Raw genomic sequence first — 11,984 nt, forward strand, 5'->3', positions numbered from 1 at the left:
CATAACGGACGGCGTCCAACATCACGCGGTGGCAGTAACCCTCCGGCCGCCCGCCCCGCCCCTCAAGCCACGCGGGCACCGGCAGCAACGGCCGATGACCTGCCACTCCGCCTCCGACATGTCGGAGCCGTAACACGGGACGCGGTCCGGCCCGCCCGCCGCGTTGCCGAACCTGTGCGCGAGACAGTCACACGCCAGGGAAGCAGAGTTGGACTCCGCAGACGCGAGCACGAAAGACTGCGACACAGGGCCTCCTGGTGCTGCTCGGTTGGGATCGCAACCCCGAGCTACCAGGAGGCCCTGCCGTTATGCGCCGAGCACAGAGGTGTCACCCGAACAGGAACCGTGTTCGACTGATCAAGCCCATCGAGCGGTAAGCGGAAGCCGTCTCAGGTGGCGCGGCGGCTTGGAGTGAAGGACGCGAGTCTCTACGCGCACGTTCGCGGTCTTGAGGATCTGCGTGGACGGATCGCGCTGTTGGCGGCGGACGAAAAGACGATCCGTATCGCGGAGGCAACGGCCGGGCGGGCGGGTAAGGACGCGCTGGTCGCGTTTGCGGACGCCTGGCGTGACTACGCCCGCCGGTACCCGGGCCGTTATATGGCGACACAGATCCCAATCGAGATTGATCCCGAGTTGGCTGCGAACGCGCCGGGTCCGCGGCGTGCGGTCGAGCTGACGTACGGGATGCTGCGCGGCTACGGGATGGCAGAACCGGATCTGACCGACGCAGTCCGCTTGCTGCGCAGCGTGTTCCACGGGTTCGTTGCTCTGGAGGCGGCAGGCGGCTTCGCGCACAAGCGTCCGTCGCAGGATTCCTGGGTCCGCGCACTCGACGCCCTGCACACCCTTCTGGAGCACTGGCCCTCGTCCGAAGAAGGAGACCAAGCATGACCGAGCCGACCGTCGGGACCTTGCGTGTGAACGGCGCGACCCTGCACTACGAGGTGCGCGGCCAGGGCCCGCTCCTGCTTCTGATCCCAGGAGGAACGGGCGGCGCGGCCTCCCTGGCCACAGTGGCCGCCGACCTGGCCGACACATACACGGTGGTGACCTATGACCCACGAGGGATGTCCCGGAGCAGGCTGGACGATCCCGAGGCCGAGCAGAGGGTGTAGGAACACGCCGAGGACGCGTTCCGGTTGCTCGATGTGCTGTCACCCGATGAGCCCGGCCGGGTGTTCGGCGCCAGTTCGGGGGCGATCGCCGCCCTGCATCTGCTCATCACCCACCCGGAACGCGTGGAACGTGTCATCGTGCACGAACCGCCGGTAGTAGAGGTTCTCCCGGACGCCGCCGTGCACCGCGCACTCCTCGCGCGTGTACAGGACACATTCCGCAGCCAGGGGCTGATGCCAGCGATGGCTGTGTTCGCGGCAGGCATGCAGAAGGACGGTGACACCGCCGAGCCCGAGGTCGAGCTCCCGCCGCAGGCAGCGAAACGGGCCGAGCAGACCATGGGCGACCTGCCGTACTTCGTCGGACGCATCGTGCCGAGCTTCATGTCCTACGCACCCGACATCCACCGCCTCAAGGTCCTGTCGGACCGGCTCGTGCTCGCCTGCGGGCAGGACTCGCGCGGCGAGCTTCCCTACCGTCCGGCCGCCTTCCTGGCCGAGCATCTCGGCACGGAACTCCTGCACTTTCCCGGTGGGCACATCGGTCTGACCACACACCCCACCGAGTTCGGCGAACTCCTTCGCAAGGCATTGCACCCGTAGAGACACGAACCGAGTCGTCCTGGGCCGTCAGTCTCCGTCATCGGCGTCCCCGACGGCGTCCGGATCTCGCAGGGTCGAAGGGCCTGGCCGGGCCCGCCATCCCGGATGGTGAACTGATACCGGCCCAGGAAGTTGACGTGCCGGTCCTGGAGCGGGGAGAGCCGGGCAACGTCCTCGTCCCTGATGTCGTGCCCCTCGGCCCGGAACTGGGCGACGGCGGCGTCCAGATAGCGCGTGTTCCACAGCACGACGGCGTAGCCAGGCCTGCGGACCGCCCTGCTGGCCTTCCTTGAACCCCTGCGGAGCCCTCGGCCTGTGTTGCTAGCCGACCATGATCAATCTCAGCGGCACTTCCTGTACCGCAGTCCCAGACCGAAGCCGGTAAGCCTCACGACGGCAGTGTGATGCTGGTAAGGGGGTCCAGATATGACGATCGACGAGCCACAGCTGTGAACTGGCAGCTGTCGATGTTGCCATGTTCATTCTTCCGATACTTGCCGCTGATCACGTGGAAGCCCGCGCTCGCACTCACCCACGATTTCCTCGTACCTCTCCCCCGCGAAGCCGCACGGCTTCGCGGAACCGGCCATCGCTACTGATCCCTCTGAGCGGCTCAGCCGACCGGCGCCCCGGTGCGGGCAGCGAACTCGCGGATGCCCTCGATACGGGTCGGCCCGTACAGCAGCCCGGCCGTCAGCGCCCGCAATGCTGGCCGGCGAACCTCCTGCGGCGCCTCCCGCTCGACCCGGCGCAGCGCAGCGAACGTCTCCTTGCCGTTCCCGAGCGCGTTCCACATGCGGGCGACGTCTGTCCATGCCCGCGCCCGCCGCTCCGCTGTCGGCATCCGGCCGATGTTCAGCCGATTCGCGACCGTCACCGCCTCGTCCGGCGTGCCCAGCGCGTTGAGGACGCTGATCCGGTAGGCGTCGACCTGCGTCCGGGTCGCTTCCACCGTGAACAGGCCCGGCACGGCCGGGTGCCGCCCCGTCTCCTGCTCGGCCTCCTCCAGCAGCGACAGGGCTGTCGACCGGTCCCGGCCGGTCGCCGCCGAGTAGGCGCCGGTCAGCAGCAGCGTCGTCCGGACGGCGCCGGTGTGGTCGCGGGAGGCGTCCAGGTCCTCCGCCTCCTTGGTAAGCAGGTGCACCGCGGCCGTGGAGCGGCCCGAGCGGCGCATCGCGATCGCCAGCTGCCGGGAGGCCTCTCCGACGGCCACCGGGATGCCGCTGCAGCGCGCGGCCGCCAGGGCCCGGTCGGCGGCGACCCACGCCGCATCGGAGTGCTGCTTCGTCGCCAGCTCGGCCGCGAGCACGTACGAGCGGGCGAGCGCCAGGTTCGCTTCCTCCCGGGCCCGGCCCGTCGAGGCGTCCCGTGTCGCGGTGGCAGCCGCGATCAGGCCGGGCAGCGTCTGCCCGAGACGGGCGTACTGGGCGGCGCAGTAGTCCCGGCGCGCGGCAGCGATCTGCGCGACCAGCCGGTGCAGCGGCATCGGCTCCGCCTGCGGCAGCCGGAACAACGCCACGTCCAGATCGACCGGCGCGGCAGCGGCGGGGCCGGTGCCGACGACGGCCGTCGCTCCCGCTGCCACCACTCCCGTCAGCAGCTCCCTACGACGCACCTCGTCCTCCTCGTCCGACCGGCAACCTCCGGCCACCGTAGCGACATTGGTCATGCCGGGTACGGCAGACGCACGCAGCTGCTCGGGTGCGATCCGCAAGAACGCGGCGAACTTCAAGAGGGTCGGGTAGTCGATATGCAGCTTCCCGCTCTCGATGCGAGAGACGGCCGATGCCGAATAGCCGCAGGCCTGGCCCACCTCGGTCTGTGTGAGCCTCGCGGCGCAGCGCGCCCCGCGTAAGAGGGCACCGATCTCGACCGCGCCCATGGGCACCTCCTTGGTCCCAGTATGGGTGGTGCAGAACCTAGCGCCGCCTCGGAGACGTTGGGAGGGCGCGCGGAGGCACACCGTGTGCCGGATCCGCACACCAGTTGCCGTTGCCCGTCCGCCCGCGCTGCACGGCCTGTGCAGGCCGCCATGGTGAGGACCGCACCCGGCAACCGCTGGGTGTCTCCACGACCGGACCCCCAACCGCAGCACGCCCCTGCGGCCGGCCGGTCATCCTCATCGGAGGCACGTATGAAGCTGTTGGTTACCGGCGGCGCCGGTTTCATCGGCTCCCACTTCGTCCGGTGCATGCTCCGCGCCGACGACATCGAGCAGATCACCGTCCTCGACGCGCTGACGTACGCGGGCAGCCGCGGCAACCTCGGGGAAGCGTTCCTCAACCCGAGGCTGGAGTTCGTCGTCGGCGACATCTGCGACGCCGCCCTGGTTGACGACCTGATGGCCCGGCACACCGCGGTTGTCCACTTCGCCGCAGAGTCCCACGTCGACCGCTCGTTCACGACCGCCGGCACGTTCGTCACCACGAACGTCATCGGCACGCAGACCCTTGTCGACGCCGCCATGCGGCACGGCGTCGCCAAGTTCGTGCACGTCTCCACGGACGAGGTGTACGGGCCGCTGCTGGAAGGCGCGGCCACCGAGGACTACCCGCTGCGCCCGACCGTCCCGTACGCCGCATCGAAGGCCGCCAGCGACCTGATCGCTCTCAGCTACTGGCAGACGTACGGGGCGCCGGTCTGCGTCACCCGCTCCTCGAACAATTACGGGCCCTGCCAGCACCCGGAGAAGATCATCCCTCTGTTCGTGACGCGCCTGCTGCGCGACGAGCAGGTGACCCTTCACGACCGCGGACAGCACGTCCGGAACTGGCTGCACGTCGAGGACAACTGCGCCGGCATCGAACTCGTCCTGCGAGCGGGCACGCCGGGCGAGATCTACAACATCGGCGGCGGCACCGACCTGTCCAGCAAGGAACTGACGCGGGAGCTACTGCGGATCTGCGGCGCCGACTGGGACAGCGTCACCTACATCCCAGACAGGCTGTCCAACGACCTGCGATACGCCATGGACTGGAGCAAGATCGCCGCCCTCGGCTACCAATCCGGCCGCGACTTCCAGGCTGGGCTGGAGGAGACCGCCGACTGGTACCGGCGCAACGCCGACCGGTGGGCGCCGCTCTCCCGCAGCCCGCTCCCTGCCATGCCCTCCCCGCGCACCGCTCCGACCTCCGAAAAGGAGCGACAGCATGCCTGACCAGCCCCCGCGCCGGATCCTCGTGACCGGTGTCGGCGCCAACCCGGGCTTCGGCCTGGCCCGCAGCCTGCTCCGCCTCGGCCATCGCGTCGTTGCCGTCGACTCCAACCCGCTCGCCCCCGGCTTCTTCCTGGGCGACGTCTCGCCGTACCGCGTCCCGCTCGCCAAAGACCCCGACTACCCAGAGGCCATCATTGGCCTGTGCCGCGCGCTCGCCGTGGACGCGATCGTCGCCGGCATCGAGAACGACCTGCCACCGCTGCTCGACCTGCGGCCCCGCCTCGAAGCCGACGGCGTACGCCTGTGGCTGCCCGACGGCAAGTCGGTGCACGACTGCATCGACAAGGCCCGCTTCCACCAGGCCCTCGCCGAGCACGGCATCCCGACGCCCCGCACCTGGAAGCCCGAGGACCTCAACCTGGTGCCCGCCGGCATCGAACTGGTCGTCAAGCCACGCAGCGGCCACGGCTCCCAAGGCGTGCACACCGTGACGTCGCTGCGGCACGCCCGCGTGCTGTGCGAAATGATCCCCGGCGCGATCGTCCAGGAACGCATCTACGGCACCGAATTCACTGCCGACTGCCTCGTGGACCGCGACGGCCGCGCCTCGACGATCCTCCGCCGCCGCGACCTGGTGAAAGGCGGCTGCGTCGCCGTCTCCACGACGTTCGAGGACCAGGCCGTGCACGACCTGGTGGTGGACACGCTGCGCACCGTCCGCGCCCAGGGGCTGTGCTGCGTGCAGGGGTTCGTCACCGACGACGGCCGGATCACGATCACCGAGCTGAACGTCCGCATCGCCGGGGGATGCGCGCTGACCGAGGCGGCGGGCGCGGACCTCGTCGGCCAGATGGTCAACGGCCTGTTCGGCCTGCCGGTCGACCACGACCTGCTCACCTACCGCACCGGCGTGTTCCTCACGAACTACATGGAGACGCTGCGCGTCGGCGACGTCGCCGAGCTGGAGATCGCAGCCGCCCCGAAGGGAGCCGTCGCATGACGGCCGCCGTCAGGCCCGACGCCGGGCGCAACAACACGCCGTACCTGTACGGCGAGGAGGCCGCCGCGGTCGCCCGCGTGCTGGAGGGCGGCCAGTACGGGCACAGCGAGGTCACCGAGGAGTTCGAGCGCCGTATCGCCGCCTTCCTCGGCGTCCGTGACGCCGTTGCCGTCATGTCCGGCACCGCGGCCCTGCACACTGCCCTGCTCGCAGCCGAGGTCGGCCCCGGCCATGAGGTGGTCGTGCCGTCCATGACGTTCTGCGCGAGCGTCCAGGCGATCCTTGCCGTCGGCGCCACGCCCCGCTTCGTGGACATCGACCCGGCCACGCTGTGCGTCACCGATCAGCTCGTCATGGACGCCGTCACCGACCGCACCCGCGCCGTGATGCCGGTCCTGTTCGGCGGCCGGGCCATCGACTTCTCCAGCGTCCGCAGGGAGCTGGACGCGCGGGACATCGCCGTCGTGGAGGACGCGGCGCACGCCTTCGGCTCCCGCAACCGCGCCCGCCGCGTCGGCGCCACCGGCGATCTGACCTGCTTCAGCTTCGGCCCGATCAAGAACCTGACGTGCGGGCAGGGCGGCATCGTCGTCCCCCGCACGCGCGCCGAGGCCGACACGATCCGCAGCATCCGGATGCTCGGCGTCGTCCAGTCCCAGGCCGAACGCGGCCGCGCGACCAGCTACCAGGTGCACGGCTTCGGGCTGCGCTACCAAATGTCCGGCATCAACGCCGCGATCGGCCTGTCCCAGCTCGACCACTTCGAGAAGGCTGAGACGACCCGCCGCCTTCTGTGGCACTCCTACCAGCGGGCGCTCGCCGGCCTGGACGGCGTGCACCTGGTCGACGTCCACCCAGACCACTCCGTGCCGCACCTGTGCCAGGTCCTCATCCCCTACCGAGACGAGGTCCACGCGCAGATGAAGGCCCGCGGCATCGGCGTCGGCGTCCACTACCCGCCCAACCACCTGCAGCCCGCATTCGCCCAGTGGCGGCGCGACTTGCCCGCCACCGAGCAAGCTGGCCGCGAGGTGCTTACGCTGCCGTTCCACCAGCACCTCACCGAGGCCGACATCGACCGGGTCGTCACCGTCCTCGGTCAGGCCCTCAAGACCGTGGGAGCCGCATCGTGCGCAAGGTACTGACCGTCTGCCTCGGCAACTACTGCCGCAGCCCGTTCGCCGCCCTGGCGCTCGCCAAGCGGGGCGCCGGCGAACTCGAGGTGTGCTCCGCCGGGCTGATCGGGAAGTGGGAAGGCCGGCCCGCCGACGTGCAAATGGTCGAGGCCGCCAGGCGGCTCGGGCTCGATCTCACCGGCCATCGCGCGCAGCAGCTCACCCGGGAGATGCTCGGCTGGGCCGACAGCGTCCTGACCATGGATGCCTCCGTGCTGGACGTCCTCCGCGAGATCGCCGACGACGACGTGCAGCCCAAGCTCGCCCTGTACCTGGGCGACCGCGACGTCCCCGACCCGATGGGCAAGGATCAGGAGGCGTTCAACGCGTGCGCCGTCCTCATCGAGGCAGGGACGGCTCTCCACGTCGGCCAGCCCCAGCAGTGACCGGCTGCCCCTGCGCGGCGGCCAAGATCTCGTCCACGAGCCTGTCCGCCGCGTCCGGACGGCCGTACGCACGGGCCCGCTCCGCCATCGCCTGCCGCATGTGAGCATCGGCCAGGAGCGGGCCCACCGCAATCTGCAGCTGGCCCGGCGTCACCTCGCCGGTCAGCGCGACCGCCGCCCCGGCCTGCTCCAGATGCCGGGCGTTGTGGACCTGCTCGTTGCCCGCCGACGACGCCAGCGGCACGAACACGGCCGGCTTGCCCAGCGCGGTCAGCTCCGCCAGCGTCCCCGCCCCACTCCGGGACACCACGACGTCCGCCAGGGCGAGGACGTCAGGCAGCTCGCCGCTGACGAACCCCGCCAAGTGGTAGCGGGCCGCTAGCTCGGCCGGAAGCCCGGCCGCCCGCGCTCGCAGCCTCTCCTCGTTCGCGGGACCGCACTGGTGGATGACGTTCGCCCGCTGCAGCAGCCACTGCGCCGACTCGCCGACCAGCTCGTTGATCTGCTGCGAGCCCTGCGCCCCGCCCGTCACGTACACCGTCGGCAGACTCCAGTCGAAGCCCCACAGGCCGAGTGCCCGGACAGCCCGCTCCGCCTGTCCTGACAGCACCTCGGGCCGCACAGGGTTCCCGGTCACCACAGAGACTGCCCGCGCCGACTGCGACAGCAGCTCCAGCGTCGATTCCGAAGACACGCAGATCCGCGCGGCCGACGCCGCCAGCTTGCGGTTCGCCAGCCCCAGCCGCACCGTCTGCTCGTGCAGCACGAGCGGCCGGTGGCACATCCGCGCCGCCAGACCGGCCGGGACCGCCACGTAGCCGCCCGTCGCGAGGACGACATCCGGCTCGAACTGGTCGATGGCCCGCCGCGCCTGCAGCACGCCGAGCGGCACCCGCGCCATGTCCTTGACGTTGGTCGGTGACACCAGCTTGATCGGGTTCTTGGAGCGGCGGATCTTGCCGGTCGCCACCGTGGTGAAAGGAATGCCCTCGGCCGGGGCGACGCGCGCCTCCAGCCCGTCAGCCGTCCCGATCCACAGAGTTTCGAGGGCCCGCCCCTCGGCAGCGAGCCGGGCCTGCAACGTGCGCACCGCGGTCAGCGCGGGATACGTGTGTCCACCAGTCCCGCCGCCTGTGACGACGAGACGGAAAGGGGCGCTGTGCATCGGGCTGCTCCTCGGCGAAACGGCGATCAGGCGAGCCGCCACCCTAGCGGCTACGGCAGCACCGCTCGCCCGCCTTCCCGCCAATCCACGCCACGCGTCGACATCCGATCGGCTCAGCCCACCCAGCCGGCGTCGTATACCTCGGTATCAGCCATGGTCGACGAGCGGAGGCAACAGACCATCGCCTGGCCAGAGGGCCTGCTCGGCCATGAGCTCGGCAAGGTACATACCGACCTCCGCCAGGACCGTCTCGCGCTCAGTGACCCCATAGACAACGAAGTCATCGCCCGCCGCGTCGTAGGCGCGGACGTGGCTGTGCGGCCCGGTGCACAACAGGGCCCGCGCGATCTCGGGCAGGCCGAGGCTTAGGGCGTCGCACCGGCCGGCGTGGACGAGCTGGACCAGGTCGCCGGTGACGCCCTCCCAGTCGCCGACCTTCGGCCAGTCGGCACCGCCGCTCAGTTCGTGGGTGAGGGTGGCCAGCGGAATGATCTCGCCGGATCGACGCCCGCGGGTGAGGAGATCGTGGATGCGCGCGCCGTCGGGTTGGCGCACCTGTGGGTGCAGCAGGGAGGCGGCCGCCACCACGGTGGTGTTGATCTCCTGGGCGCCGGGCCCCGGGTAGTACGGCTCGTGCGCAAAGAGGAGGTAGACGTCCGGGGTGTGGTCGGCGCTGGACGCTGGCTGGGGCATGGACGCAGTTCCCTTCAGTAGTGAGGTGCTGGGTGTGGGGCGATGCGGGGCCGGCTGGCTGCCCGGCGGGTACGGGCCCGACGGGCCCTCGTGGCCGCCGGGCTGGTTCGATTCGCCGCAGCGGGTCTCGGTGCGGATGCGCTCCAGGGGCTGGGCGACTTGATCGGCGAGCTGAACCATCAGCCGTTCGCGGTCGATGAGTTGGGCCGAGACCGTGCGGGTGTCCTGGCCCTGGATCAGGCCGGCGGCGTCCCACAGCAGTTGTTGGCCGACGTCGGCCGAACGGCGCAGCTCGTAGCGGTCGTTGTCGGCGGCGGCCTGGACGAGGTAGGTGTGCAGGGCGGCCAGGCGCTGCAGGTACTGGCAGGCAGCGGCGTCTTCGACGCGTCGGACGTGTTCGCCGGCCCGTTCGTCGATCCGGTCGGGCAGGTGCTCGGCAAGCAGGGGTGCGAGCAGCATCTCCGGCAGCACGATGTCGGCGGGGACGCCTCGGTTCACGGCAAACAGGGCTGCGAAGAGGCTGATGCCCCCCACGGCGGCCGCGGAGAACCGCACGGACACAGGGCTCGTACGGGTCAGGGCGATGCGGAGGGCGGGGCGCCTGGTCAGCCAGCGCGCGGCCAGCCGCTGTGTCCTCGTCGCGCCCGGGGTGAGCACCCCGATCTGCCGTGGACGTTCGGGCAGAGTGCCGTCACCGGGTACGGTCCAGGCCAACCAGCCCCATCCGGTGCGCTCGTACACGAGCGCGGGCTCGCATGTGCCGGTGCATGCGGTGTCGCGGCAGACGTGGCCGGTCCGCAGCGCACGCTCCTGTTCGGCCTCCCACCGTCGGGGATCGCGGGCGAAGGGACGCAGAGGCGGCTGGGGTGTCATCCGGGGCGGTGTGTGGGTCGTGGCCATCATTCGGTGCTCGCTTCCAGAGGATGGGTCAGGGCGGCGGTGCAGGTGGTGCAGCGGCCGTCGCCGCCGGGGTGAGCGCGGCGAGGGGTCGGCCCGGGGCAGGTGCGGCACAGGGGCCAGTCGAGGCAGGTTGGGCAGAGGTCTTCGCCGGGGGCGGTGCCGGGCTTGCCGCAGCCTGCGCACTCGACGAGGGCCCGGTAGGTGAGGGCTTCGCTCACGGTGCGGGCCGCCGGGGCCGCCGACGGCCGGCGGCCCGGGAGCGCGAACGGCTCCTGAAGCAAGGGCCCGTCGTGGCTGTCGGCGGCGGTGGCGGGTGGCGGGTAGGTCTGGGCGGCGCGGAGCCGGGCGGCGATGATCGCTCCGACGGAGGTGCGTACCGGCTTCGGCAGCGGCCGGTCGGCGATGACGTGCCGCAGTTGCTCGCGACTCCAGCCAGCTTCCAGCATCACGGTCACGACGCGGCCTTGATCGGTCAGCGTCTGTCCGGTCAGCAGCAGCTCAGGGCGGGCTGTCCCAAGGTCGAGCAGGAACCGGATGCCGGGGTGCATCTCATCCGCCGTCGGCGCGGTCGGCAGGATCGGTGGAGTTTCCGGCTGGTGCGTCCGCCCAGGTTCTCCCGCGGCTTCGCTGCGGCCGCACGGACGGAGGGCTCTGGTGTTCTGTTTGTTGGTCTTCTTTCTGTTGGTGTTCTTAGTGGGCCGATGAACCGATGTCGGGTTATCCACCGGTGGAAAACCCGACATCGGCCCGGACTTGCTGTTTGGCAGGCTGGGCAGGTCGGTGATGAAGTACGCGGCGGCGCCGAGGGTGCCATCGGGGTTGCGCCCGCGTTCCCTGAGCAGGAAGCCGTGGATCTCCAGTTCCTTGAGCCCGCTCTTCACGGCTGCCTCGCCGTCGCGGCTGCGGCGCGCCAGGTCGGTGACGGTCATCCGCCAGCCGTCCCGGTGCGTGCTGATCAGCCCGAACAAGCCCTTCGCCTTGAAGGACAACCGGGTGTCACGGAGGAGGCCGTTGGCGATCTGGGTGAACTGGTCGGCCGCCATCACCCCGCGCCGGATCCCCGCCCCGAAGCGGCGCCCCGCCTCGCCGGCTGGAACGGAGGCGAACGCTGTACCGGCCGCGTGCATGAGGTCGGTGTCCATGACCGCTGGTCGGTCCGTGATCGAGTAGACGATCTCGCCGAGCGTCCCGTTGTCGTGCCGGAGCTGTTTGCGAATGAGGTAGCTGTGTCGCTGCAGTTCGTTCAGGCCGGCGCGTACGGCGTCCCGCCCGTCGGGCCCGGCTCTCACGAGGTCGGCGACCGTCACCCGCCAGCCGGTGGCGTGGGTGCTGATGTAGCCGAACAAGCCCTTCGCCTTGAAGGACAATCGGGTGTCGCGGAAGAGGCCGTTGGCGATCTGGGTGAACTGGTCGGCCGCCATCACCCCGCGCCGGATCCCCGCCCCGAAGCGGCTCATCGCGATCCCTCACACGCCATGAGCGCGCCGTCGCTGAAGCCCTGGGGTAAGCGTGCGAGCGCGAGGCGGCCAGGGGCGCTGAGTGAGGGGACGTGCGCGAGATCCATGCCGTCAGCTCACCCGGCAGCCCCGACCAGGCTGGCGGCCACAGCCCCCGACCAACGGTCACGATCCGGCAACATGCGCACTGGGCTGCCATGGTCGGGCTCATGGTCGGCCCGACCACGGCTGCCTCGCCGGTGTCCGGTGTGGATGTGCAATCGCCGCTGCGCAACAGGGGCGGACTTCGCTGTGTAGGCGGCTGCGCAACGAGGCCGTGGTCCTGCGCAG

The 11,984-nt window shown here is 70.5% G+C and carries 8 protein-coding genes and 3 pseudogenes; 6 read left to right on the forward strand and 5 right to left on the reverse strand.

The features are described 5' to 3' along the window. Positions 1-387 precede the first annotated feature (387 nt). Both ACWC2T_RS39890 and ACWC2T_RS39895 read left to right on the forward strand, forming a co-directional pair. Positions 388-894, forward strand: a pseudogene (locus ACWC2T_RS39890) (TetR-like C-terminal domain-containing protein); the annotation flags it as partial. After that, positions 891-1,721, forward strand: a pseudogene (locus ACWC2T_RS39895) (alpha/beta fold hydrolase). The pseudogenes ACWC2T_RS39890 and ACWC2T_RS39895, both read left to right, overlap by 4 nt. Before the next feature lie 27 nt (positions 1,722-1,748). On the opposite strand, the pseudogene ACWC2T_RS39900 reads toward ACWC2T_RS39895, so the two are convergent. Together ACWC2T_RS39900 and ACWC2T_RS39905 are read right to left on the reverse strand one after the other, a co-directional pair. Next, a pseudogene (locus tag ACWC2T_RS39900) lies at positions 1,749-1,975 on the reverse strand (Tn3 family transposase); the annotation flags it as partial. Positions 1,976-2,334: 359 nt separating this feature from the next. Further along, a complete protein-coding gene (locus ACWC2T_RS39905; protein WP_450675227.1) occupies positions 2,335-3,603 on the reverse strand; it encodes a helix-turn-helix domain-containing protein in 1,269 nt (422 codons plus the stop codon). Between the two features lie 252 nt (positions 3,604-3,855). On the opposite strand from ACWC2T_RS39905, the gene ACWC2T_RS39910 reads away from it, so the two are divergent. Genes ACWC2T_RS39910 through ACWC2T_RS39925 form a run of 4 tightly spaced genes read left to right on the forward strand, consistent with a single transcriptional unit; the run spans position 3,856 to position 7,439 of the window. Beyond that, positions 3,856-4,878 (forward strand): dTDP-glucose 4,6-dehydratase, encoded by a 1,023-nt coding sequence (locus ACWC2T_RS39910; RefSeq protein ID WP_450675228.1) that lies wholly within the window; start codon positions 3,856-3,858, stop codon positions 4,876-4,878. After that, a complete protein-coding gene (locus tag ACWC2T_RS39915) occupies positions 4,871-5,878 on the forward strand; it encodes an ATP-grasp domain-containing protein (RefSeq protein ID WP_450675229.1) in 1,008 nt (335 codons plus the stop codon). Before ACWC2T_RS39910 ends, ACWC2T_RS39915 begins: the two co-directional genes overlap by 8 nt. Beyond that, a complete protein-coding gene (locus tag ACWC2T_RS39920) occupies positions 5,875-7,023 on the forward strand; it encodes a DegT/DnrJ/EryC1/StrS family aminotransferase (RefSeq protein ID WP_450675230.1) in 1,149 nt (382 codons plus the stop codon). The genes ACWC2T_RS39915 and ACWC2T_RS39920 overlap by 4 nt, the downstream gene beginning before the upstream one ends. Beyond that, positions 7,008-7,439 (forward strand): low molecular weight protein-tyrosine-phosphatase, encoded by a 432-nt coding sequence (locus ACWC2T_RS39925; protein ID WP_450675231.1) that lies wholly within the window; start codon positions 7,008-7,010, stop codon positions 7,437-7,439. The genes ACWC2T_RS39920 and ACWC2T_RS39925 overlap by 16 nt, the downstream gene beginning before the upstream one ends. On the opposite strand, the gene ACWC2T_RS39930 is transcribed toward ACWC2T_RS39925, so the two are convergent. The 3 genes from ACWC2T_RS39930 to ACWC2T_RS39940 all read right to left on the reverse strand — a co-directional run bounded on the left by ACWC2T_RS39930 (position 7,393) and on the right by ACWC2T_RS39940 (position 11,654). Beyond that, entirely contained in the window at positions 7,393-8,604 is a 1,212-nt protein-coding gene (locus ACWC2T_RS39930; protein WP_450675232.1) for a UDP-N-acetylglucosamine--N-acetylmuramyl-(pentapeptide) pyrophosphoryl-undecaprenol N-acetylglucosamine transferase, read from the reverse strand. The two genes, ACWC2T_RS39925 and ACWC2T_RS39930, sit on opposite strands and share 47 nt — an antisense overlap. A 147-nt stretch (positions 8,605-8,751) precedes the next feature. After that, positions 8,752-10,170: a hypothetical protein gene (locus ACWC2T_RS39935; protein ID WP_450675233.1), complete on the reverse strand. Its 1,419-nt coding sequence runs from the start codon at positions 10,168-10,170 to the stop codon at positions 8,752-8,754. 26 nt (positions 10,171-10,196) lie between these two features. Further along, complete coding sequence (locus ACWC2T_RS39940) at positions 10,197-11,654, reverse strand: hypothetical protein (protein ID WP_450675234.1); 1,458 nt, start codon at positions 11,652-11,654, stop codon at positions 10,197-10,199. Positions 11,655-11,984 lie beyond the last annotated feature (330 nt).

It is taken from the genome of Streptomyces sp. NPDC001393 (assembly GCF_053597455.1).